Here is a 25,150-nt window from a genome sequence, read left to right as displayed (position 1 = left end):
GCGACGGCGCCGTCCCCGACTACTGCGACTACCATGAGATCCGCCGGACCCGGTCGGCAGGGGGGATGACTGCCGGTGTCTGAGCACAGTGCCACCCGCGCATCGATGGAGAACGAACTCGACGTCCTCCGCCGGTGGGCGGCCGGACCCCAGCCCCGCGCGCTGCGCGCGTCGATCGTCCTGGAGGCCTCTCTCGGGCGGAACAACGCCGAGATCGCCCGGCGGCTGGGGGCCTCCCGGCAGACCGTGGTCACCTGGCGGCAGCGGTATGCCGCCGAGGGCCCGGCCGGGCTTGACGGCCGTTGGCGGAGCGGCCGCCCCGCGCTGGTCGACGAGGGCGAGGTGGTCGCCGAGAGCCTGCTGGCCCCGCCCGACCAGCGCTCCTCGCGCAGCCTCGGACGACGGCTCGGCTGCTCGCACACCGCGGTCGCCGCGGCCCGCCGCCGCTGGAACCTCGGCCGCGACGAACTCGCCGCTCCCGCACCGCCGTTGAACCCGCCGCTGGGCGAGGGCGGGATCTGGGTGGTGGGTCTGCTGCACGAACCGGCCCACACGCTGGTCCTGCTCGCCCAGCGCACCGGCTCTCGGCCCGAACCCGCGCTCATCGAAATCCAACCGCCCGCCGACGCGCTGGCCGCGGTCACCACCGCGTTCACCCGTGCCCTGGCCGCCCCGGCGGCGCCCTTCGCGAGCCCGGCCGTGGTCGCCGCCTTTCTCGCCGCCGCCCGGCGGGCCCACCCCAGGGCCTCGCTGCACCTGGTGGTCCTGCGCGGACCCGCCGCCCCCGACTTCGCCGAGCAGTGCGCACGGGCCAAGGTGACGGCGCACCAGCCCCCCGAGCACACCGGCACGGTGTCCTTCCTGCGCGCCGTGCTAGCCTTGGACGCCGCTCAGCACCCGTCCTCCTCGGCCAGGGTGCTGCTCGACCTCGCGACGGCGCTGCGCGGCCCCGGCACCGTCCGCTGGATCCGCGAGCCGCTGCCCGCCGCCCCGGGTGAGCGCCCCTCGGGCGCCGCCGGGCCGCTGCACGCCGACGGGCCGCTGCATGCCGCCATGAACGCGGGCGGTGCCGGGGCCAACCAGATCGACCTGGGCTCCTTCAACGAATGCGTGGTCATCGAGACGGTTCGGCTGGCCGGCGCGATCACCCGCGGCGACATCGCCGCCCGTACCCGGCTCACCCAGCAGTCGGTCTCCCGGATCACGCGCTCGCTGCTGGAGCGCGGACTGCTGGTGGAGGACCGCAAACGCCAGTCGGCGGGCAAGCCGAGCGGCCTGGTCCGGCTGCGCGACGACGCCGCGCACGCCATGGGCATCCATATCGACCCCGAGGTGCTGACCGCTGTGGTGGTCGACCTGTCAGGACGGATCGTCGCCCGGCGGGTCGAGAAGATCACACCCGAGCAGCGCCCCGGAGCGGTGGTCGCGCAGATCGCCGTGCTCGGCGAGTCGGTACTGGCAGGCGTCGGGCGGCAGGTGCGCGAGAGCAGCTTCCTCGGCCTCGGCGTCGCCGTACCGGGCCCGGTCGACACGGTGTCAGGGACCGTACTCGACCCGCCGCTGATGAGCGTGCTGCGCGACGTGCCGCTGCGCACGCTGCTGGAACGCCGTTTCTCCTGCCCGATCCTGGTCGAGAAGGACTCGATAGCGGCCGCCGTCGGCGAACGCTGGATCGGCCGGGACCGGCGCTCGCGCGACTTCGTCTACCTCTACCTCGGTACGGGGGTGGGCACGGGCCTGATCCTCAACGGTGACATCTACCGCGGCCTCACCGCCAACGCGGGCGAGTTCGGCCAGCTGTGCGCAGTGGTGCTGGGCCGGGTCGAGCCGTCCGGGCGCCCGGAGGTGCTGCCCGAGTGCAATCCGGCCAGCCACGTCCTGGTCCCCGACGCCGCTGCCCGGCGCACTCAGCTGTCGGTCCACCAGGCCGCCCGCGCGATCGGCCGCGGCACGCTCGCCGTGATCGACCTGCTCGACGTGGGCCTGGTGGTGGTCGGCGGCCCCTTCTGCACGGGCCCCGCCGCCGAGGTCTACCTCACCGAGATCGAACGCGCCGTCAACGACTTCCCCACCGCCCGCCGCCTGCGCCGCGTCCACGTCGAACGCTCCGTCAGCACCCACGAGGCCGCCGCCGTCGGCGCCGCCTCCACCCTGTTCCATGCCTCCTTCACCCCGCGCCTGCGCCGCCCGGGATCGCCCTGAGGCCGCTCCCGGGCCCGGCTGAACGGCGCTCCTCCCCGGAGCGGCCGTGAGTCCGGCTACTTCAGCAGCAGCGCGCCCGGCTGCGCCGACAGAGCGCCGTCGAGCACCAGAGACGCTGCGCCCACAGCGGCAACGCTAGCGCCAAGGGTCGTCGTGACGACCGCTGTCGGATGCGTCGCCTTGACGAATGGGCTGCTGGCCACCATCGGCTCCACGGTCTCCAGCAACCGGTCCCCCAGCACCTGCCATGCGGGACCACCGAAGACCACCGTGTCGACGTCCAGCAGCGTGGCCGCCGCGCAGACGCCGCGCCCGATACGGATCGCCAACCGCTCCAGGATGCCGTCGGCGGCCGCATCCCCCGCGGCCGACAGCACCGCGAGGCGCTCCAGCCCACGCTGCGCGTCCGCCGGGCTCGCCACCGTGTACTCGGCCCCCAGCACGCCCAAGGCCACAGCCTCCTCGACCAATATGCGGGTGGAGCAGCCCGCGCCGAGGCCGCCGACCTCGCCGGCATTGCCGGAGATCCCCCGCAGCACGGTGTCGTCCACGACCAGGCCCATGCCCGTGCCCGTGCCGAAGTAGAAGAAGAGCAGATTCCGGCTGGCCGTCGCGGCACCCGTCCATCGCTCCGCGACCACCGCCGCCGTCACGTCCTTGTCCAGCACCGCAGGCAGGCCGGTGGCTTCGCTCAACCGGTCACGCAGCGGGTACCGGCCCCAGCCGGGCAGCTCGGGCGGGTCCACCACCCAGCCAGCGACGACGTCGATCGGCCCGGGTGCCGCGATCCCCAGGCCCAGCACCCGGTCCCGGTCCGCGACCGAGTCCGCCACCAGCGCGGACACCGACGCGGCCATGTCCGCGGCGATCTTGTCGGTGTCCCCGCCACTGGGCGTGGTGTGGCTGTGCTGGGCGACGACCGTGCCCAACAGATCCACTACCACGCAGGTGATGACGGCGGGGTCCAGGTGGACACCCACCGCGTACAGCGAGGCCGGGACGATCTCCAGCAGTGTGCGCGGCTTGCCGCTGCCGCTGCTCTGTCGACCGGACTCGCGGATCACGCCCTGGTCCAGCAGCCGGCGGGTGATGTTGGAGACCGTCTGCGGCGAAAGGCCGGTGGCCTGGGCCAGTTCGACCCGGCTCAGGCCCGAGCGCTGCCGGCGGATGGCGTCCAGCACCACCAACTCATTGAAGTCCCCCACTCGCGGCAGGTTGGCTCCGCGTCTGATGGGTGACTGCCCGCCAGAACCCGCCGTCATGCTCGTCAACCTGCGCCTCTCCGCCTCCAGGGACTGCCGTCCGGTCGCTGGCATCGTATGCCACCGACCGGCGACGGGGAGCGGAACGGGCTCGTCCCGCACGGCCGGATGTGACTCGCTCATCCCCGCCCTCCGGCGGTGGCGGCCTCGGGACGCAAGCGCAGCGTCAGGATCTGGAAGGGTCGCAGCCGCAACCGGACGCCGTCCGGCTCCTCCGGCAGAAGGGCCGGCCTCCGCTCGGGGGTGCCCGGGGCGGGCTGCGGCCACGGCTGCTCCAACAGGTCGCAGTCCCAGGCGGCGGCGAGCGGGAACCCGGTCGTCAGACGTGCCGTGGCCGTTCCGCCGCCCGACTCGTACAGGCGGACCACCACGTCGCCGCTGCGGTCGTCCGCCAGCTTGACGGACTCCACCACGACCTCGTCCTGGTCGAGGGAGATCAGGGGAGCGGCCTCCACGGCGGCGGGTCGGAGCGGCAGCGAGAGCGCATAGCCGCCCGCGACGGCCTGCTCGACTCCTGCGCCCGGGACCAGGGCGTAACTGAACTGGTGCCGGCCCCGGTCGGCCTGCGGGTCGGGGCTGTGCGGCGCGCGCAGCAGGGAGAGCCGCACGGTGGTGGTGGTGCCCCCGTCCGCGCGGGTGTCGCGGTGCAGGTCGTGGCCGTAGGTGGAGTCGGTGAGCAACGCGGCCCCCCAGCCGCGCTCGCCCACGTGGATCCAGCGGTGCGCCCACAGCTCGAAACGGGCGGCGTCCCAGCTGGTGTTCTCGTGGGTGGGCCGGCGCACGTGGCCGAACTGGATCTCGGCGCTCTCGTGCTCGGCGTGGATGTCGATCGGCCAGGCCGCCTTGAGCACGGTGTCGCGCTCCTGCCAATCGATGTCGTTGCGAACCGTCAACTGGGCGCTCTCCGCCGCAAGTTCGATGTGCTGGACGAAGCGCGAGGCCCCGTGGGCACGCTCCACCCGCACCACCGCCAGCAGCGGCCCGGCGTCGACCAGGGTGACCGCCTCGGCGTGGTCGAGGTCGCGGACGGTGTCGCGGTAGTAGGCGTCGAGGTTCCAGGCCGACCACAGGTTGGGGTCGTCCGGGTGGACCTGGAGCAGGTTGCCGGCCGCGCCGGGAGCGATGGCCTCGCGCTCCCCCGCGTGGTCGTAGGCGGAGGTCACCAGGCCTCGGTGGTCGACCACGACCCGCAGTCGGCCGTTGTCGAGGACGTAGCCGCCGTCCTCGGCGCGGGCGGTGACCGGTCGCGCGGGGACGGTCTCTGTGCCGGACCCGAGAGCGGGCGCCTGGGCCAGGACAGCGAGCCTGCCGTCCGCGAGGAACTGGCCCTCCGGGTAGGACTCGACCGCCGCCTGGTCCGGCGCCAGGAAGGCGACCTCGCGGCGCGGCAGCGGGCCGCTGTTGAGGAAGGCGGGCGCGCCGGGCAGTTGCGCCACCGCCTCGCCGATGACCTGCTCCAGCTCCCGTTGGATCTCTCCGTACTCGCGTTCGGCCTGCTGGTGCACCCAGGCGATGGACGAGCCCGGGAGGATGTCGTGGAACTGGTTGAGCAGTACGCGCTGCCAGGTCCGCTCCAGCCGCTCGTAGGGGTAGGCCGCGCCCGACCGGACCGCCGCCGTGGCGGCCCACAGCTCGGCCTCGCGAAGCAAGGCCTCGGAGCGGCGGTTGCCCCGCTTGGTACGGGCTTGGCTGGTGAAGGTGCCGCGATGGTTCTCCAGGTAGAGCTCGCCGCGCCAGACCGGGAGCCGCTCGTGCTCGGCCGCCGCGGCAGTGAAGAAGGCATCCGGCGCCTCGACCAGCACCCGGGGCGACCCCTCCAGGTCCCGGAGGCGGCGGGCCTTCTCCAGCATCGAGGGGGTGGGACCGCCGCCGCCGTCGCCGTGGCCGAACGGCGCAAGCGAGCGGGTGGCGATCCCCTTGTCCGCGAAGTTGTCCTCAGCGTGGGCGAGTTCGGCCCCGGTGAGCTCGGCGTTGTAGGTGTCGACGGGCGGGAAGTGGGTGAAGACGCGGGTGCCGTCGATACCCTCCCAGGCGAAGGTGTGGTGGGGCAGGCGGTTCGTCTCGTTCCAGGAGAGCTTCTGGGTGAGGAACCAGCGGGCGCCGGCGAGCTTGGCTAGCTGCGGGTAGGCGGCGGTGTAGCCGAAGGAGTCGGGCAGCCAGACACCATGCTGCTCGATGCCGAACTCCTCGGCGAAGAAGCGTCGGCCGTAGACGAGTTGGCGGGCCAGGGCCTCGCCACCCGGCAGGTTGCCGTCGGCCTCGACCCACATCCCGCCGACCGGCGCCCAGGTGCCCGCGGCGACGGCCTTCTTCATCCGGGCGAAGACCTCCGGGTGTTGTTCCTTCATCCAGGCGTACTGCTGCGCCGAGGAGCAGGCGAAGACCAGCTCGGGGTACTCCTGGGCCAGGGTCGTCATGTTGGTGAAGGTGCGGGCGCACTTGCGCACCGTCTCGCGGACCGGCCACAGCCAGGCGGAGTCGATGTGGGCGTGCCCGACCGCCGCGATGGTGTGCGCAGAGGCGTGCGCAGGCCGGGCGAGCACGTCGACCAGCCTCTTCCGGGCCTCCGCCGCGGTTCCCGCCACATCGGTGGGGTCGACGGCGTCGGCGGCCCGGCGCAGCGCGTACAGGATCTCGTGGCGCCGGGAGGAGCCCTCGGGCAGCTCGTGCATCAGCTCGTCGAGCACCTCGATGTCATGGATCAGGTGCCAGACGTCCTCCTCGCGCACGGCGATCTCGGCCTGCCCGAGGCGGTAGAGGTGCTCGTTGCCCGCGGTCTCCAGCGAACCGAAGTGGGTATTGCGGCCCGCGCTGCCCACGATCCAGGGGTTGGCGGCCAGCTCCACGAGCAGGTCGACCTGGTCGCCCCCGGTGGCGGACTGTGTGAGCAGCACGCTGCGGTGATAGGGGTGCAGGCCCTGCATCGGAGAGCCATGGGCGTCGTGGACCAGGCCCTCGGCCTGGCCGCCGGGCCCACGGCTGATGTCGAAGCCGAGGTCGAAAACGGCCTCGACGCGGCGGCCGGCCCAGCTCTGGGGCACCTGCGCGCGCGCCCGTAGCCAGGTCGTCGACCAGGGACCGCCCCAGCTGGAGCCGAGGACGAAGGGCTGATAGTCGGCCTTCAGGGCCTCGGCGACGGGAACGGGTTCGCCGTCGACCGCCCAGGCGCTCAGGGCGAGCGGGTGGGTCTCGCTGTGGAGGGCGGGTCGGATCACCCGGTCCAGCAGCTTGCGGATCCGGGTCTCGGTGATCCGGCGATCATCATGCACGGGGACGGTCCTTCCAGGGGTCCTGCGCGGGGTCGGGCAGCCGGATGGTGTCGCGCGCGCCGTTCGGCCAGGCGATGTCCACGAGCAGGTCGGCGTCCTGCGCCCGAGTGGTGACCTCCGGCAGGGCGCTCGGGTCGGCCTCGCCCAGGTGGACGAGGGCGACACAGACACTGCCGTGGGCGACGGGGCCCTCGCTCTCCACGACGGGGGTCGCCGAGGCCGCGCCCAGAGCATTGCTGTCCTGGCCTGGCACCACGGTGGCGCGGGGCAGGCCGTGGATGCCTGTGACCAGGGAGACCAGTCCGTCGGCGTCCGCCACCCGGGCGGTGGCGCCGTCCGCCGCGGGGGCGGGCGCCGACGGCGGGTCCGCCGCCAGGGCCCAGCCGCCGATCCGCAGCAGGTGCGGCTCCCCGGCCGGGTCGTCGTCGGCGGGGTCGACCCGCACGGCCCGCACCTCGACGGAGCCGCGCAAGGCGGAGCCGACGGTGACCCAGGGACCGATTCGGTACGCGGTGTCGGGGCCGCCGAAGACGTCCCAGGTGGCGTCCTCGGGCCAGTGCGCGCGGGAGCGGGAGACGGCGGTGGCGCCGTCGATGGAGATCCGGGTGGACGGGCGCCGGTGGGAGGCCCGGCCGTGCGTGTCGAGGAGGACGACGGCGTTGTCCAGCGGCTCGGCGTCCGGGCAGGAGCCGGGCCCGGGGCTGGCGTCCCCGGGGGTTTCCGGCGCGGTGTGGGTGGAGTAGGCGAAGCGCGCGTAGCAGGGGTCGTCGGAGTGGAGGCGGTCCGGGTCGGCGTGGTCGCCGCCGTGGTTGACGACCCGCACCACACCGTCGGCGGCGGTGCCGGAGACCAGCCAGCCGGGCGCGGCCAGGGTACGGGTGAAGTCGCCCCGCTCGACCGGGAGCGGGGTGGCCTCCTCGGTCCACACCGGGTGGTCCGCCGGCAGCGCGAGGCCGATGAAGCCCTTGCTGGCCCAGTAGGGAGACGCGGGCCCGGAGTAGCCCTGGAGTACACCGCGGTAGGGGCGGTGCCAGCCCAGGGTGAGCAGGCCGCGGTCGTCGGTCGCGCCGTTCCGGGTGAAGTGGTCGAGCATCCGGTTGGCGATGGCGCGGGTCTCCCCCGCCGCCAGTGGCGTGGCGTCGAAAAGCGCACCGGTCCACAGCGGTGCCAGGGCGGCGTGCCGGTAGGTGAGCGAGCGTCCTTGGACGAGTGGCGAGCCGTTGGCGCCGACCAGCAGTCGCTGGTCCTCAAGGAAGCGGCGCAGCCGGGCGCGGTAGCGGTCGATCAGCCCCGCGGGTGCGGCATCGCCGAGGATGCGGCAGAACCACAGCGGGTACAGGTGCATGGCCCAGCCGTTGTAGTGGTCGAAGTTGCGGTGCAGCGCGCCGGTGAGGCCGTCGGAGTACCAGCCTTCCCCCGCGTACCAGCCGTCGGTGAGCGCGATGGTTCGGTCCAGGTCCTGCTGGAGCCACTTCCCTCCGGCGGTACGGGCGAACGCCTCGGTGATGCCCTGGAACCAGACCCAGTTGTTGCCCGGCATGAGGTTGCCGACCATCGGCGCGAGCCAGTCCAGGACCTGCTGCCTCACCCGGTCGTCGAGCCGGTCCCAGATCCAGGGCCGGGTCTCGTGCAGCGCAAGCGCGATGGAGGCGGCCTCGACCTTGGCCTGGTTCGCCTCGGCGAAGCTGGGCCAGCGTTCGGGGTGCTTCGGGTCGGTACCGGCGGCCAACCCGGACGCATACCAGTCGGCCAGGCCGTGCGGGTCGGCCCCGCCTGCCCCCGCCAGCCGGAACCCGGCCAGCAGGAAGGTCCGGGCGAAGCCTTCGAGACCGTCACTGTGCCTGCCGTTGTGGCTCGGCACTCCGGGCAACCCGATCAGCGCGTGCCCGGCGGTCGCGTACGGCCGCACTGCGAGCAGCAGCCGGTCTGCGGTCTGCTCCCAGTGGGCGCGGTCCTCGGCGGGGGTGCGGTTCATGAGTGGCGGATCTCCCGGGTCGGTGAAGGTGCGTCCACGTGATGGAGTGTTGCCAATGCCTCCGGTGGGTGAACTGGTGCAACGTACCGGCGCTTTCCAGGGCGGGGAAGCGGCGGTGGAGCGCCGAGCGACAGGGCTTGCCGGACGGCGCTCCACGCTTGACCGGTGACGGGCGTCAGGCTCGCGGTATGCGCAGCGTCACCAGTTGGAAGGGGCGCAGGTCGAGGGAGACGGTTCCGTCCTCGGCCGAGAGTGCTTCGGCGTCCACGAGGGGGCGCTCCAGCAGGTCGGTCAGGACGGCGCGGTCGACGACGAAGCCGTCGGCCACGGACACGGTGGCGTGCGCGCGCCCGCCGTTGGCCTCGTAGAGGCGCACCACCAGATCGCCGCCGCGGTCGTCGGCCAGCTTCACCGCGCTCACCACCACGGCATCCTCGTCCACGGACACCAGCGGCGCCACTGCGGCGACCGCCCCGGTGAGCCGGTGCTCGGGAAGGTTGGCCCGGTAGCCCTCGCGGACCGCGTCGGCGATAGTGGCGCCCGGCACGAGCGCGTGCCGGAACCGGTGCACACCCTGGTCGGTCTCCGGGTCGGGATAGCGTGGCGCGCGCAGCAGCGACGCCCGCACAGTCGTGGTCGTGCCCGCATCGGCGACACGTACCGAGCGGGTGACGTCGTGGCCGTAGGTCGCGTCGTTGACGACCGCGACACCCCAGCCCGGCTCGTCGACGTGGACGAAGCGGTGGTTGCAGGCCTCGAACTTCGCCCACTCCCAGCTGGTGTTCTGGTGGGTGGGCCGGTACGCGTGCCCGAACTGGGTCTCCGAGGCGTACCGGTCCGCCTTCACGTCCAGCGGGAAGGACAGCTTCAGGAACTGCTCCCGTTCGTGCCAGTCCACCTCGGTGTCGATATCGAGCCGCTTCACGCCGTTCGGCACCGACAGCAGCTGGACGACCCTCGACTCGCCGAAGACCCGCTCGATGCGGACCGACGTGCCCTCGACACCCAGGGACTCCACCTCGACCAGGTCGCGGCCGGTGTTCCGGTAGAAGGCGTCGACATCCCAGGCGTCCCACTGGTTGGGGAAGTCAGGGTGCAGTTGCAGCAGGTTGGCCGCCTGTCCCGGTGCGACCGCCTCACGGCCGGCCGTGAGGTCGTAGGCCGACACCACCAGCCCGCGATTGTCGATCTCGACGCGCAGCAGGCCGTTGTCCAGCACGAGACCGCCCCCTTCGTGCGGCACGGGTGTCACCGCGCCGCCCGGCCCGGCTTCAGGTGCGGCACCGCCCGCGGACACCCCGCCGCGAGTGTGCGGAGCACCGTTGAACAACAGCTCGACCGATCCCTCGCCGGCCAGGGCCCGCTGGGCGCCCGCGATGATGCCTTCCAGCTCCTCGCCCATCCGGGCGTAGGTCTCGCGCGCCTCGCGGTGCACCCAGGCGATGGATGAGCCGGGCAGGATGTCGTGGAACTGGTGCAGCAGCACCGTCTTCCAGATCCGGTCCAACTCGGCGTACGGGTACGGGACTCCGGCGCGGACCGACGCCGTCGCCGCCCACAGCTCGGCCTCCCGCAGCAGCGACTCGCTGCGCCGGTTGCCGCGCTTGGTCTGGGCCTGGCTGGTCAGCGTGGCGCGATGCAGTTCCAGGTAGAGCTCGCCGACCCAGACCGGCGGGTTCGCGTACTCGGCCTCGGCCTTGTCGAAGAACGTCGCGGGGGCCTCCCACTGCACCGTGGCGGAGCCCTCCAGGTTGCGCAGTCGCGCCGCCTTGGCGACCATCTCGCGGGTCGTGCCGCCTCCGCCGTCGCCGTAGCCGGTCGGTGCCAGCGAGCGGGTGGCGACGCCCTTCTCCTTGAAGTTGCTTGCTGCGTGCGCGATCTGACGACCCTTCATTTCACAGTTGTACGAGTCCACCGGCGGGAAGTGGGTGAAGATCCGGGAGCCGTCGATGCCCTCCCAGAGGAAGGTGTGGTGCGGAAAGCGATTGGTCCGGCTCCAGGAGATCTTCTGGGTCAGCAGCCGACGTGCCCCGGCCGCCTTGATGATCTGCGGCAGCCCGGCGGCGAAGCCGAAGGTGTCCGGAAGCCACGCCTCCTCGCTCTCGATGCCGAACTCCTCGAGGAAGAAGCGCTTGCCGTGGACGAACTGCCGGGCCATCGCCTCGGAGCCGGGCATGTTGGTGTCGGACTCCACCCACATGCCGCCGACCGGGATGAACCGGCCGGCCGCCACGGCCTTCTTGACCCGTGCCCAGACCTCCGGCCGGTGGTCCTTGATCCAGGCGAACTGCTGGGCCTGGGACATGGCGAAGACGAACTCGGGCTCCGCCTCCAGCAGAGCGGTCATGTTGGACGCAGTCCGGGCGACCTTACGCACTGTCTCGCGCAGCGGCCACAGCCACGCGGAGTCGATATGGGCGTGGCCGACCGCACTGATCCGGTGCGCGGCGGGGACGGCCGGAGCGGCCAGCACGCCGGCCAGTTCGTCCCGGGCCGCCTGGGCGGTGCTGTTGACGTCCTGCAGGTCGACGGCGTCCAGCGCCCGGCCGACCGCGCGCAGGATCTCCCAGCGGCGCGCGCCGTCCACGGGGAGCTCTGCCATCAGCTCGCCGAGCACCTCCAGGTCCATGGCGAGGTTCCACACTGTCTCGTCGAAGACGGCCAGCCGCATCGGGCCGAGCGTGTACTGAAGCGCGTCGCCCGCGGTGGTCCGGTCGCCCAACGGCGTGGGCTGGAAGGGCACACCGTTCGCGTCGAGATCCGGGTTGGAGGCTGCCTCGATCCGCCAGTGCACCTCCTCCCCACCGACCACCGGGAAATCCAGCCGCACATGGGAGTTGCGCGGATGGAGGCCCTTGATCGGCGAGCCGTCGGGGCGGTAGACGAGGCCCTCGCACTGGAAGCCCGGGGTGCGCGGGGTGAAACCGAGATCGAGCACAGCCTCGACAGTGGCACCGGCCCACTCGGCGGGGACCGTTCCGGTGACCTTGAACCAACTGGTCCCCCAGGGCCTACCCCACTGAGTACCCTCGGCGATGGGCCGGGTTGCCGCCGCCAACCCCTCGGCCACAGGCACGGGTTCGCCCGGGGCGGACCAGATCTCGACGTCCAGGGGCGCCGTCAGCGGGTAGACGGCCGGGCGGATGCGCTCCCGCAGGACGCGCTCCAGTCGTGCTTCGACCAGTTGTCGGTCGTCGTGCATAGGGTGGGTCTCCTGTTGCTGCGACGTGTGCGGTGCGGTCCGGAGGTACTGTTGAGGTCGCCGGGCGGCCGGGTCAGGTCACCGGAGCGGGCCGCTCGCAGGTGCTGACGACAGGGAGCGCACGGCCCTGGTCCGCCGCCTCCATGAGGGTGAGCATGACGTCCAGGACGTGGGCGGCGAGTTCGGCGGACGCGCGGTGCGGTCGCCCCTCCGCCAATGCCTCGGCCAGATCGGCGAGGCCGATGCCGCGACCAGCGTCCCGGTACCCGGCACTCACCGGCAGGGCTTCCCAGCCGGCGCCGCGGTTGATCTCGACGGGCCCGTCGAAGTTGTTGGGATCGGGCACGGACAGCGATGCCTCGGTCCCGTGCACCTCGATCCGCGGCAGGCGCGCGGCCTTGACGTCGAAGCTCATCACCAGGGTGCTCAACGCTCCCCCGGCGTGATCCAGGACCCCGGTGATGTGGGTGTCCACCTCCACCGCGAAGGTCTGCCCGGCGCGGGGGCCGCTGCCGATGGTGCGCTCGGCGCGCGGCCGCGACGAAGCGCCGGTCACCTTGACCACCGGACCGAGCAGGTGGACCAGCGCGGAGAGGTAGTAGGGGCCCATATCGAGCAGCGGGCCGCCACCGGGGCGGTAGTAGAACTCCGGGTCCGGATGCCACTTCTCGTGCCCGGCACCGGTCATGAAGGCCGTGGCGGCGACCGGCCGGCCGATCAGGCCGTCGTCGACGGCCTTACGGGCGGTCTGGGCGCCGGTACCGAGAACGGTGTCGGGGGCGCAGCCCACGCGCAGTGCCGCGGCACGGGCCGCGCCGAGGACGGCCTCGGCCTCCTTCTGGTCGACCGCGAGCGGCTTCTCGCCGTAGACATGCTTTCCCGCGCCGAGCGCCGCGAGGGCGACCTCGGCGTGCGCGGCGGGGATGGTCAGGTTGAGCACGGCGTCCACGTCGTCCCGGGCGACCAGCTCGGCGACGGAGCCGACGACCGCGACCTCCTTCCCGTTGCCCGCTCCCCCGGCCGTCCCCTCCGCGGCCAGGCTCACGGCACGGTCCCGGTCGAGGTCGGTGACGGCGGTGAGTTGAACAGACGTCAAACCGTTCAGCGTGGTGAGGTAGGCGCCACTGATCTTGCCTGCACCCACAATGCCGATCCTCAGCGGCTCGCCCACAGCAATCCCCTTTCCGTCAACGTGCGGACCTCCGGCACGTCGAAATCGTCGGGCTTGTGCCCGATGGTCGAGACGAAGACCCGCCCGGCGCCCCAGCTCCGGGTCCAGACCGCGGGCATCACCGCGGGCCGGTCACGCAGGTCGTCGGGCGGGAAGGTGGTGGTAGCCAGTACCTCGATGTGCGGATCGGTGAGCAGCCAGTACTGCTCGGTGTGCACGTCGAAGTCCTGGAGCCCCGCGATGACGGGGTGTTCCGCCTGCTCCGGCAGCAGGTGCACGGTGTAGTCGAGGAACTCGGGCGGGTGCATCACGAACCGGCCACCGGTGAGCAGGTGGTAGCCGTGGTCGAGGAAGGAGTCGACGACGCGCCGTGCCAGCCGGCGAATCCGGTACCGGCGCGGACCGCGGCCGCGAGGTTGTCGCTCTGCTGGCGGGTGATCGTGCCCATGGTCCAGCACTGCACGATCAGGTCGGTGGCGGCCAGGCGCTCGGTGTCCTCGTAGACCGCGAGGTCCTCGGAGGTCTCAACGGCAAAGCCCTGTTCCTTCAGGAAGGGGACGAAGCCGTCGCTGATCTCCTCGGGTTTGTGTCCGTCCCAGCCGCCTCGGACGACCATCGCCCGTCGGGTGGTGTGAGTGGTCAAGGTGATCGCACGCTCCCATCGGCACCGTGCGCGGTGGCCCACGGAGTTGGGCGGTAGTCGCTTGCCCAGCGAACCTACGAATCGGTGCCATAGTTTGTCAATACGCTGGAGAAACCGCGACACGCGGGGCCGCCGCCCTCGCACCACTGCGGCGCGGGATTCGGGCCGATGCCGCAACAGGTGCTTCAGGGGCCGCACCCACTCGATCCGTCCCTCAGTCAGCTCTCCTGGATCGCCACCGCACGACTACTGCCCACTGCAGCATCCATTGACTATCTCCAGTCGATGGATTTAATGTCCGAGGGCACGGAGGCCGTTCTCCCGCCCCCCTGTACCCCTTCACCAGCGCCGGACGCTGACCCACCGGGCCCGCTCCGCCTGAACTCCTGGAGGACCCCGGTGGCCGATCGACCGACGGCTGGTGATGACCTCGCTGGCCGGCGCGGGATTCTTCTTCTTCGTCGGCTACATCAAGAGCATCCCGCGGGAACTGGACGAAGCAGCGGCGCTGGACGGCTGCGGGTACGTCAGATTCATCTTCACCATCATCATGCCGCAGATGAAGCCCGCGCTGGCCACCTTCGCCATCTTCGGCTTCGTGCGCAGCTGGAACAACCTCATCCTGCCCCTGGTAATGCTGAACGATCCGGCACTGTGGCCAGTCACCCGCAGGCTGTTCTCCTTTTTCGGGCAGTACACCACGCAATGGCCACTGATCGCTGCGGCCACGGTCATCGTCGCGGCGCCCATCCTGGTGGTATTCGCGTTGCTCCAGCGCCATCTGGTGGAGGGCGTGGCAGGCGAGCGCGACCGTCGGCATCCAGGGCATCACGCCGACGGCCGCGGACCAGCCGGCCGGCTAGGCCTGTCTTCCGCACGTCACTCCGGCGGGTGACGGCTACGGGCTCGGATGATCGATCTTGACCGGTTTCGCGACCGTAGTTGTGCTCGCTCGTTGAACATGTCGCGGGCGCTGCGACTGGATCCGATCGATTGATCCGAGCTTGACAGAAGACCGATTTAACCGAAATGCCATGTGCGAAATGTGCGGCTAGGGGTGTGCTGAAGGTCTGGGTCGCTCGCTGATCCGGCATAGATCTTCGGCGCGCTCCCAGGGCCTGTCCGGCGCTTGAGGAAGGACCCGGCACCAGACGGACCCGGTGAACCGATGCGGTGACCGCACCAGACCGATTGACCGGTCGAGCCCGGTGCACGAAGGGCCTTGGTACCGGCGGGTGTACCAGACCGCCGAGACCACGGCCGGTTCCGGAACGTCATCGAACCTACGGTGCCTCAAATCCGCGGTGCGAGCCCGAACCCCACCGCCGCGATGAAAGTCGCCTCAGGGACTACAACAAGAGGAGCAGTCCATGAACGACGACCGCAGGCCGGCCCGCGACGACCTCGATCCCGTGAAACCACGAGCCGCCCTGGCCCGCCGACAAGTACTCGCCGGCGGCGCCGGCGTGATGGCGCTGCTGGCGCTGTCGCGAGTGCCGAGCGCGGCGGCGGCATCCCGCACGAGCGAGCCACAGACCCAACCCGCCGAGGGCACCATTCTGCAGTCCCTCAACGGGACCTGGGACTTCCTGCCCACGACCGGCACGCCCATCGAGCCGCCCGCGTCCGGCGACTGGGCGGCGATCCCGGTGCCGGCCGAGTGGAACATGACCCGCAATTCTTTCACGACCGACTGGAACGCCTACGACCTGTTCGGCACACCATCGGCCTGGAACAGCGTGGACGTCGCCTGGTACCGCCGCACCCTGACAGTGCCGGTCGCGCAGCGCGGCAACCGGATCGTGCTGCGCTTCGAGGCCGTCAACTTCGAGTCGACCGTGTTCTTCAACGGAGTGCAGGTCGCTCACAACGTCGAAGGCCTGCTGCCGTTCGAGGCCGACGTCACCGACAGTGTGGCCTGGGGGAACGACAACACCGTGCACGTCCTCGTCCGGTCCGGCGAGGTGGCGTCGAAACAGAGCGACGGCTGGCACCACCCGGCCGGGTCGTGGTGGGGGCAGGACTGCGCCGGCATCTGGCAGGACGTGTGGCTGCTGGCCCGCACCCCCGTACATGTGTCCGACAGCTTCGTCGAGACGTCCGTCCGCAACAGCACGATCTCGGTGACAACCACCGTCACCAACAACGGCACCTCCCCGGCGACCACCTGGGTCGAGCATGTGGTGACCGACGGCGACAGACCCGTGCTGCGGGCCGTCCGGCAGGTGTCCGTCCCCGCGGGTGGCACCGCGACGGTGTCGTTCACGCAGGGCTGGGCCGACCCGCACCTGTGGTCCACCGAGGACCCGCACCTGCACCAGCTCGTGGTGCGCCTCCTGCCCAGCCAGGCCGGCAAGCCCCACGACACCAGGACGGTGCGGTTCGGTTTCCGCGAGGTATGGGTCAGCGGCACCGACATCTACCTCAACGGCAGGCCGATCAAGCTGCGTGGCGACTCATGGCACTACATGGGCTCAATCGAGAACAGCCGCGCCTACGCGACCGCGTGGTTCCAGATGTGCCGTCAACTGGGCGTGAACTATCTGCGGCTGCACGCCATGCCGTACCCGCCGGTGTTCTACGACGTCGCCGACGAACTCGGCCTGCTCATCGTCGCCGAGTCCGGCATCTACGGGTCGTCGGGCAATTATGCCCTGTCGGCCGCGGACTTCTGGGACAACTGCGCCACCCACCTGACCCGGAGGGTACTGCGCGACCGCAACCACCCGTCGGTGATCGCCTGGTCCGCCGAGAACGAGATGCTCGCCGCCTTCGGGCAGAGCTGGGCGTCGAAGGTGGCCGCGCTCAAACCGGTGATCAGCGTGCTGGACACCAGCAGGCCGATCTACTTCGAGGGCGACGGGGACCCGATGTCCGCCGGCGACCTGGAGAGCCATCACTATCCGGTCGAAGTCACCACGAACAGCACCACGATCCCTGAGTCGGCCTACGTGCTGGCACCCGGCGAGTCGCGCGGCGACTACTGGGACCGCAAGAAGCCGCTCATGATCGGCGAGTTCAGCTCCATGTACTACGCGACGCCGTCGTCGATCAGCGCAGTGGGCGGCCCGGACGCCTACGCCGGCGCGGACGGCTTCTACGACGCGCACGGGCTGATCGTCGGCGCGCAGATCGAAGGCTTCCGCTATGCCGGCATAACCGGGATCTCGCCGTGGAACACAGTCTGGTACGGCATGAAGCCGTTGCCCTTCCAGGCGGACCGCGAATCGCTGCCGCTGCCGGAGCCGGGCGGTCCGAAGTTCACTCAGGTGGGGCGGTACGCCGCGACGCTGAACCCGGGGTTCGAGCAGGATCTGCCCGCGTTCGAGCCGAACGCCATCCACACGGCGGCGGCCAGGACCCTGCAACCGACCGCGGCCCTCGCCACCGACTACCGCACGCATTTCTGGGCGGGCAGCACGCTGACGCGCACCTACGCCGTCTACGACGAGGTCGGCACGGACCGCACCGTCACCGTTGAGTGGACCCTGCGTCCGGATGGCGGCCGGACGATGAAGGGCTCGCGCCAGGTGGCGGTTCCCGCGGCCGGTAAGGCGGACGTGACATTCGATGTCGCGTTGCCCGCCGTCACCCGCGTGACGTCGGCGACGCTGGGGATCTCCGTGTCCGCGGGCGGCGGCCGGCTGTTCAGCGACTCGAACCAGATCACCCTGTACCCGGCGTCGGTCGGCCGGCGGACGAACTCCCGTACGGTCAAGGCCGCCGTCCTGGAAACCGACGGCTCCGCGACCCGGGACGCGCTGACCGCACTCGGTGTGACGACCAGGCCGATACCGGATCTGTCCTCGGTGCCGGCGCAGGGCGAGATCCTGGTGCTCGGCGAAGGGGCGTCCATCAGCCCAACGGCTGACCAGATCACCGCGTTGACGGCCTTCGTACAGGGCGGCGGCACAGTCCTCAGCTTCGCCCAGCGAGCGCTGCCCAACCTGCTGCCCTGGCCGGTGCTCAGTTCGACCGTGCCACAGACGATCGCGCACGTCGTCGCGCCGCACCACCCGGTTCTGGCGGACCTCGGCTCGGACGATCTGCGGTGGTGGAACACGGACAGCGAACTCGTCGTGTCGAGCGCCCTGATCAAACCCCGGTTCGGCAGCGTGACATCGTTGTCCGACGTCGGGCCCGGCCTGGCGTCGAGCGCGCTCGCGGAGGCCCCGTACGGCAGCGGGGCCTACTTGCTCTGCCAGTTCCCGGTCATCGCCGCAGCCGCGAAGGAACCGATCGCGGCCGTGCTGCTGCGCAACCTGGTCGACTATGTCGCCACCCGCGCGGTTACGCCCGCCAAGCTGGGTGTGGTCTCCGCGACCGGCTCGGCTGTGCCGGCGACCGTGTCGGCGGCGGAGATCAAGTCGTCGGCAGTGACGACACTGGACGCGGCAAGCCTGGCGGACATCGACGTCCTGCTCGTCGACGCCTCCCAGGACAGCGCGGCCGCCGCCGTTGCGGGCGCGTCGGCGGCACTGAACAGTTGGCTGTCGGCCGGTGGCACGCTGTGGATCAACGGCCTGAAACCGGCGGCGCTCGGCTCGTTCGCGGCAGTGCTGCCGGCCGGGACGTCACTGAAGGCGGTGGACTCCCTTCACCAACTCGGGGCCGTGGTGACCGGGAAGTCGGCGGTCACCGACGGGCTGAACAACGCCGACCTCGACTGGCCGGGCTCGGTGACTGCGCTGCTCGGCCACACCGTGTCCGCGACCGGCGGCACCTCGGCCGTGGACAGCCGGGCGGTGAGCTGGGCCTATTTCGCGAAGGGCAACGAGCAGACCAAATACGGACGCGCGGCGGAGAGCGCACGCGGATTCGTGCCGGGCAGTGCCGTGTGGATCGGCCCGGTCGGTTCCGGCCGGGTCGTGGTCGACCAGCTCGAGTGGGCGGTATCGCTTCCGCTGCCGGCGCAGACGGCGATCGTCGCGGCCCTCGCGGCGGGCCTCGGCGTGGGCTTCGGGCAGGGCACAGGTTCCGGCCTGCTTTCCACGGCCGGCTGGCGGGGCTTCGCGAATCCGACAACCGGCGCCGAGGGCAACGCCTTCGACCGCAACGACTCGACCCGCTGGAGCAGCAACACCAAGCAGCAACCGGGCATGTACTACGGAGTGGATCTCGGTGCGACGCACACGATCACCCGGGTCATATGGGACTCCGCGCTGTCTGCGGGCGACCTGCCGCCGGGGGTGGATGTGCTGGCGTCGCAGGACGGTACCGCCTATACGACGGTTCTGTCGCTGGCGAGCACGGCCGGTGTAAGCAACGCCGGCGTCATGACCCTGACGCTTGATTCGGTGTCGGCGCGCTACCTCAAGTTTGTCGACACCGGGTCCACCAACGGTACCTACGTCTCGCTTCACGAGCTATACCTGTTCGGCACCTGACAAGAACTCCGAGACCGTTCAACCGGTCAAGCCCGGTGCACGAATAGCCTTGGTCCCGGCGGATGTATCAGACCGCCGGGACCACGGCCGGTTCTGGAACGTCATCGAACCTACGGTGCCTCAAGTGCCCCGTCCGGACGGCGGACCCGGGCGGACCAGCGCTCGTGCAGGAACTTGGTCGGCGGATGGGCGGCTGCCGCCTTCTCGTCCAGCTCAACACCCCAGCCGGGCTGCTGCGAGGGATACAGGTATCCCTCGCGGACCACCGGGGTGCCCGGGAAGACTTCGTGGGTCGCGTTGTTGTACTCGTGGGACTCCTGGAAGCCGAACGCCGGGGTGTTGACGTCCACAGCGAGGTTGGCCGCCACACCGACCGGCGAGATGTCGCCGGGCGAGTGGAAGGCGGTGCGCACGCCGAGCAGTTCGCACAGCGCCACCAGTTTGCGGGTCGGGGTCAGCCCGCCGACCGAGGAGGTGTGCAGCCGCAGCAGGTCCACGCCGCCGTCCCGGATCAGGCGCACCGCGTCCGGCACCGAGCCGAGCTGCTCGCCGACCGCGATCGGCACCGGGGAGGCCGCGCGGACCTCGGGCAGCCGGTCGTAGTACTCCGGCGCGATGACGTCCTCCAGGAAGGACAGCCCGTACGGCTCCAGGGCCCGGGCCAGCACCACGGCCTGCTTGGGTGTCAGCCGGCTGTGCACGTCGTGCATCAGGTTCAGCTCCGGCCCGAAACGCTCGCGGGCCGCGGCGAAGAGGGCCGGGGTGGTGCGCAGGTAGCGCTCCGGGTCCCAGCCGTCCGGATGCGGGGAGCGCGGGTAGCCGCCCGGCGTACCGGGAGCGCCGTAAGCGCCAAGACCTGGCTGCCCCGTCTGCAGCCGGACGTTGCGATAGCCGGCCGCGACCAGCTGCTCGGCCTGGTCCAGGGTTTCCTCGACACTGTGCCCCGCGGCGTGCGAGTAGACCTCGACCGCGGCCCGGGACCGCCCGCCGAGCAGCTCGTACACGGGCAGCCCGGCCCGCTTCCCGGCGATGTCCCACAGCGCCTGGTCCACGCCGGAGAGCGCGTTGTTCAGCACCGGCCCGTTGCGCCAGTAAGAGGAGTAGTGGATGAGCCTGGTGATGTCCTCGATGTCGGCCGGGTGGCGGCCGACGGCCAGCGGGCCGACATGCTCATCGACCGCGGCGGCCACGGCCGCGTAGCGCTGGGTGAAGGTGGCGCAGCCGAGCCCGTACAGGCCGGGTTCGCTGGTGTCCACGCGGACGACCACCAGCGGGGCACCCTCGGGGGCGGTGACCACAGCGCGTACGGAGGTGATCCGCAGGCTGTCGCGGGGGGGCCACGGCGGTCGGGCCTGCGGAAGTCCGCCGTCGGCGTCGAGCAGGCGGTTGGGGTCGGTCGCTGTGTCGGTGTGGGCGTCGATGCTGGACATGCGGTCCCTTCGCTGGGTGGGCGGGGCGGGGAATCAGGCGTCGGTGGGGCCGACCACCCTGAGGTGGCCGGTGGAGGCCCCGCGGGTCTGGACGGTGACCGGAAGGACCACGAACTCCGGTGCGTTGTCGGTGTCCTGGCCGGCGATCCGGCGGTGCAGCAGGTGCATCGCGGTGCTGCCCATGGTGCGGGAGGGCAGCGAGATCGCCGCGACGGTCAGCGGCAGCACGTCGAACGGCCCGGCGTCGTCCATCCCGGCCAGGTCGACGTCACCAGGGATGTCGTAGCCGAGGCCGACCAGGTCCTGAGCGGCGGCGGCGAGCACATAGCCGTTGGCGCAGAGCAGCACGCTGGGGGGGCGGCTGCCGCGCATCAGCTCAGTGAGCCGGGCACGGCGCTGCTCGGGGTCGAGGTCGCGGTAGCGGCGCAGTACCGTCAGGTCGGGGCGGACCGGGATGCCGTGCCGGCGCAGCGCGTCCACGTGCCCGGCGAGGCGGTCGCGGACGCTGGTGGCCTCGGTCTCGTCCCACAGCGTGGCGATGGTGCGGTGCCCGGCGGCGATCAGGGCCTCGGTCAGTTCGCGCCCGGCAGCTAAATTGTCCGCGACGACGGCGTCGTGGGCCAGGTCGGGGCGGTAGCGGTCGACCATCACCACCGGGACGCCGGCCCGGCGCACCTCGGCGTAGGCGTCCTCCGCTCCGCTGCCCTGGGCGGGGTAGATGACGATGCCGCTCACCTGGTCGTGGACCGCGTCGAGCAGAGCCCGTGCCTCCCGTTCCGGGTCGCCCTCGCAGTGCCGCAGGTAGAGCCGGTAGCCGAGTTCGGCACAGGCCGACTCCACGCCGGCGAGCAGCTGGGAGACGTGCGGGCCCTGGAACTGGAGCACGCAGGCGATGGAGCGGTCCGCCCGCGGGCGGGCGCCCGGATTGTCGGCGACGAAGGTGCCCTGGCCGCGGCGGCGCACCACATAGCCCTCGGCGGCGAGTTCGTTGAGCGCGCGCACCGCGGTGGCGTGACTGACGTCGAACCGCTCGCAGATCTCACGCTGGGTGACGAAGGGGACTCCGGGCGAGTACTCACCCGATCCGATGGCGGCCAGGAGCTCCCGCTTGACCTGCGCGTACAACGGAATGCGGGAGCCGCCGGCTTTCCCTGCCATCCACGATCAACCTCCTCGAGGCCCAAGGGGCCAGGTGAATCGGGCGTCAATTTAACATGTCAAGGGCCGACTTAACAGATACGAGCAAACACGATGCCAGCAGTCGGGTCCTATTGACATGTTAAATACGGCGCTCCTATGGTCTTCACGGCCGCCCCCAATGACGCGCGGAGGACCATATGCCCAACCTTTGGCGCCGAGTGCGGACTTGGACCGCATGTGCCGCTGCGGCCGCAGCCGCCCTCAGCACCACGGCCTGTGGGGCCGGCTCACTGGCCCCGAGCCGGGTGCGCGCGGAGCCACCGCACACCATCACCATGTGGACGTTCAAGCAGACCCACGTCAACGCGCTGGAGCAGGCCGCCGCCGTCTTCAAGAAGCAGACCGGCGTCGCCGTACGGATCACCGCCTACACCCCGGACGACACCTTCAGCAGCAAGATGCAGAGCGGAGCCGCGACCGGCAATCTCGCCGACGTGGTCGAGGCCCACGCCGGCGGCGAGGACTTCACCTTCGGGGGGGCCGGTATAGCCGCAGACCTGGCGAGCAGCATGGACCCCGTCTGGCACGCCCAGTTCCTGCCCGGCACCGCCGACAGCGGCCTGGTCACCGACAGCGTCTACCGGAGCTCGCAGGAGCCCAAGTCGAGCGACCCGGGAGTGAAGAAGGGGCAGCTGTTCAGCGTGCCGCTCACCGCAGGCACCTTCGGTATCGTCTACGCCAACCGCTCGATGCTCAAGGCCGCAGGGCTCAACCCGGACCAACCACCCGCCACGTGGGAGCAGTTCATCTCCTGGCTGCGCGCCACCCACACCGCCGGCCAGCAGTCCGGCGGCATCACGATGGGCCTCCAGGACCCGTCCACCGCCTTCGACTGGCTGCTGCAACCGCTCTCCTACGCCTACCTCGGCAAGAACCGATTCGAGGCGCTGTTCGGCAAGAACCCCACGTCCAACTGGTCCAGCCCGGCCGGACAGCAGCTGCTCTCGCTCTACAACGAGCTGACCCCGTACTGGACACCGGGCAGCCAGGCGCTGGGCATCGACGACGCCGACCGGGCCTTCGCCCAGGGCAAGTCGGCCTTCGACATCGGCGGCACCTTCACCCTGTCCTCCATCCAGCAGGACGGGATGAACGCGAACAATGTCGTCGCCTTCGCCGTCCCCCCGGCCACCGGCAGCGCCGTCCCGCACCTCAAACTCGCTCCGATCGCGCTCACCGGGCTCTCCATCACCGCCAGCAGCGCCAACCGCGCGGACGACCTCAAGTGGGTCCGCTTTCTGACCTCACGTCAGGCGGCCGCCGCCTTCGCCCGGACAGCGCTCGACCTGCCCGCCACCGATCTCGGCGCAAGCGCGGCCTCCGCGGTCGGGCCGCACATGGCCGCCCTAGAGAGCGTCTTCGGCCCGGCCGGACCGGACACCTACATCCCCAGCGACACCACCTTCATGGGCCCCACCTACGACCCCACCCAGTCCGGAACCGTCCTCGTGCAGATGTCCCCGCTCAAGGGCCTGAGCCCGGCCGGGGCCGCAAAGCAGCTCGGCGTCCTGATCACCAACTCCTGGAAGTGACAGCGCGGTGACTTCCCCCCTCCCCCTGCTCCCGAGGTCAGCCGCAGGCCGACGACGCCTGCGCGAAGCCCTGACCGGCTACGCCTTCCTACTGCCCGCCGTGGCGCTGTTCGCCGTCATGGGCGTCTACACCATCGGCTACGGGCTGCTGCTCAGCCTCGCCCGCTGGAACGGCTTCACCCCGCACTGGACCTGGGTCGGCACCGCCAACTACCTGGACCTCCTCTACCGGGACCCGACCATCGCGCCGATCGTGCGGAGCGCCGCGCTGCGCACCCTGGTGGTGATGATCGCCGTACCGGCGCTGGCCGTCGCCGTCGGCTTCCCGCTCGCTGTGCTGCTCAACCGGATCACCCGGCTGCGCGCCGTCTTCCGCACCGTCTACTTCCTGCCGTACATCACCGCCGGAATCGCGGTCTACTACGCCTGGACCTACGTACTGCAGCCGGACAGCTCGCTCAACTACCTGCTCAAACACCTCGGCCTGGGCAGCCTCTCCCAGCCGCAGGGCTTCCTCGGCAACCCGGCGACCGCGCTGCCCACCCTGATCGTGGTGATGTCCTGGTCCGCGATCCCGGTCGCCATGCTGCTCTACCTGACCGGGCTCCAGGCCGTGGACTCCTCGGTGCTGGACGCCGCGGCCATCGACGGGGCCGGCGGTCTGCGCACCATGACCGCCGTGATCTGGCCGCTGCTGCGCCCGATCACCGCCGCCGTGGTGATGCTCAACATGCGCGACGCCCTCCAGGGCTTCCAGATCTTCCTGGTCATGACCAACGGCGGCCCCGGCGGCCACACCACCGTGCTCGGCCTGGAGTCCTACAACCTCGCCTTCGTCAACGCGCTCAAGCCCACCCTGGGACTCGCCAGTGCCCTCGGCTGGCTGCTGTTCGTCGCAGCCCTGCTGCTGTCCGCCCTCAACGTCCGTGTCCTGCGGAGCCGCACATGACCGCCCCCGCCCTCCTCGACCGCCCCACCACCCCCGCCACGACCCGGCGGACGGACCGCGAGCGGACCCGCGGCGCCGGGCACGCCCGCCGGATCACCCGGCGCACCGTCGTCTACGCCCTGCTCACCGGCTACGCCCTGATCAGCGCCTACCCCTTCCTGTGGATGGTCTCCGGCGCCTTCAAGAACAGCCGGGAAGTGCTCAGCGGCGGCCATCTCATCCCGCACCACCCCACCCTGGCCACCCTGGCCCAGACCTGGAGCCAGCTGCACTTCCTGCGTTACTTCGGCAACAGCCTGATCATCACGCTCGGCACCACGGTCGGCGTGCTGCTGGTCTACTCGCTGGCCGGCTACGCCTTCGGCGTGCTGGACTTCCCCGGCCGCAGGCTGCTCTACGGCTCGTTCGTGGCCCTGCTGTTCGTGCCCGGCATCACCCTGCTGCTGCCGATCGTCATCCTGCAGAACAAGCTCGACCTGCTCGGCACCCGGCTCGGCCTGATACTGCCCAGCATCAACGGCACCGCCCCGCTCGCGGCGATGCTGCTGACCAGCGCCTTCCGTTCGGTACCGCGCGAACTGCGGGAGTCCGCACGGATGGACGGCGCAGGCGAACTGCGCACCTTCTGGTCGATCTTCCTTCCCTCCTGCCGACCGGCCCTGGTCACCATCGCGCTGCTCACCGCGATCCCCACCTGGAACGAGTTCGTGCTCGCCCGGGTCTCGCTCAGCGACCCCTCCACCTACACCCTCCCGCTCGGCCTGCAGAACCTCAGCTCCTCCGCCGCACCGCAGCAGAACGTGCTGATGGCCGCCTCACTGATCATCATCATCCCGGTGGTGCTGCTCTTCGTCTTCCTGCAGCGCTACTTCGTCAACGGCCTGACCGGCGCGGTCAAGGGTTGACGGGCGGGCCCCCGGCACACGCG

13 protein-coding genes and 1 pseudogene are annotated in these 25,150 nt (G+C 71.0%); 6 read left to right on the top strand and 8 right to left on the bottom strand.

Annotated elements, in window-relative coordinates:
• Positions 1-75 precede the first annotated feature (75 nt).
• Complete coding sequence (locus FCI23_RS17915; RefSeq protein ID WP_246143790.1) at positions 76-2,202, top strand: ROK family protein; 2,127 nt, start codon at positions 76-78, stop codon at positions 2,200-2,202.
• 56 nt (positions 2,203-2,258) lie between these two features.
• Here the strand turns inward: FCI23_RS17915 and FCI23_RS17910 are convergent, their stop codons facing one another.
• The 6 genes and pseudogenes from FCI23_RS17910 to FCI23_RS17885 form a co-directional block, all read right to left on the bottom strand.
• On the bottom strand, positions 2,259-3,464 hold the full coding sequence (locus FCI23_RS17910; RefSeq protein ID WP_407645980.1) for an ROK family transcriptional regulator: 1,206 nt from the start codon (positions 3,462-3,464) through the stop codon (positions 2,259-2,261).
• A gap of 119 nt (positions 3,465-3,583) precedes the next feature.
• Positions 3,584-6,733, bottom strand: a complete 3,150-nt coding sequence (locus FCI23_RS17905; RefSeq protein WP_136724893.1) for an alpha-mannosidase — start codon at positions 6,731-6,733, stop codon at positions 3,584-3,586.
• On the bottom strand, positions 6,726-8,708 hold the full coding sequence (locus FCI23_RS17900; RefSeq protein ID WP_136724892.1) for a DUF2264 domain-containing protein: 1,983 nt from the start codon (positions 8,706-8,708) through the stop codon (positions 6,726-6,728). The genes FCI23_RS17905 and FCI23_RS17900 overlap by 8 nt, the downstream gene beginning before the upstream one ends.
• A gap of 175 nt (positions 8,709-8,883) precedes the next feature.
• Positions 8,884-11,910, bottom strand: coding sequence for an alpha-mannosidase (locus tag FCI23_RS17895; RefSeq protein WP_136724891.1), 3,027 nt, complete (start codon positions 11,908-11,910; stop codon positions 8,884-8,886).
• A 73-nt stretch (positions 11,911-11,983) separates the two neighbouring features.
• Positions 11,984-13,081, bottom strand: a complete 1,098-nt coding sequence (locus FCI23_RS17890; RefSeq protein WP_136724890.1) for a Gfo/Idh/MocA family protein — start codon at positions 13,079-13,081, stop codon at positions 11,984-11,986.
• Positions 13,066-13,697 (bottom strand): annotated as a pseudogene (locus FCI23_RS17885) (ThuA domain-containing protein). The gene FCI23_RS17890 and the pseudogene FCI23_RS17885 overlap by 16 nt, the downstream one beginning before the upstream one ends.
• Before the next feature lie 451 nt (positions 13,698-14,148).
• Between FCI23_RS17885 and FCI23_RS17880 the strand changes: the two are divergent.
• Positions 14,149-14,619 (top strand): carbohydrate ABC transporter permease, encoded by a 471-nt coding sequence (locus FCI23_RS17880; RefSeq protein ID WP_211265374.1) that lies wholly within the window; start codon positions 14,149-14,151, stop codon positions 14,617-14,619.
• Between the two features lie 475 nt (positions 14,620-15,094).
• Positions 15,095-19,111: a glycoside hydrolase family 2 protein gene (locus tag FCI23_RS17875; protein ID WP_136724889.1), complete on the top strand. Its 4,017-nt coding sequence runs from the start codon at positions 15,095-15,097 to the stop codon at positions 19,109-19,111.
• A 110-nt stretch (positions 19,112-19,221) separates the two neighbouring features.
• Here FCI23_RS17875 and FCI23_RS17870 read toward each other — a convergent pair whose 3' ends face one another.
• A complete protein-coding gene (locus FCI23_RS17870) occupies positions 19,222-20,541 on the bottom strand; it encodes an enolase C-terminal domain-like protein (RefSeq protein WP_136724888.1) in 1,320 nt (439 codons plus the stop codon).
• A 33-nt stretch (positions 20,542-20,574) separates the two neighbouring features.
• Positions 20,575-21,699, bottom strand: coding sequence for a LacI family DNA-binding transcriptional regulator (locus tag FCI23_RS17865; RefSeq protein WP_136724887.1), 1,125 nt, complete (start codon positions 21,697-21,699; stop codon positions 20,575-20,577).
• Between the two features lie 317 nt (positions 21,700-22,016).
• Between FCI23_RS17865 and FCI23_RS17860 the strand changes: the two genes are divergently transcribed.
• The 3 genes from FCI23_RS17860 to FCI23_RS17850 are packed head-to-tail and all read left to right on the top strand — an operon-like array spanning position 22,017 to position 25,127.
• Positions 22,017-23,273, top strand: coding sequence for an ABC transporter substrate-binding protein (locus FCI23_RS17860; RefSeq protein ID WP_169316838.1), 1,257 nt, complete (start codon positions 22,017-22,019; stop codon positions 23,271-23,273).
• Between the two features lie 7 nt (positions 23,274-23,280).
• Complete coding sequence (locus FCI23_RS17855) at positions 23,281-24,222, top strand: carbohydrate ABC transporter permease (protein WP_246143789.1); 942 nt, start codon at positions 23,281-23,283, stop codon at positions 24,220-24,222.
• Positions 24,219-25,127, top strand: coding sequence for a carbohydrate ABC transporter permease (locus FCI23_RS17850; protein WP_136724885.1), 909 nt, complete (start codon positions 24,219-24,221; stop codon positions 25,125-25,127). The genes FCI23_RS17855 and FCI23_RS17850 overlap by 4 nt, the downstream gene beginning before the upstream one ends.
• Positions 25,128-25,150: the final 23 nt, after the last annotated feature.

The organism is Actinacidiphila oryziradicis (genome assembly GCF_005047355.1).
Taxonomy (GTDB): Bacteria; Actinomycetota; Actinomycetes; order Streptomycetales; family Streptomycetaceae; genus Actinacidiphila; species Actinacidiphila oryziradicis.
The sequence above is the reverse complement of the archived record's forward strand: the minus strand, read 5'-3'. Positions and strand labels throughout refer to the sequence as shown.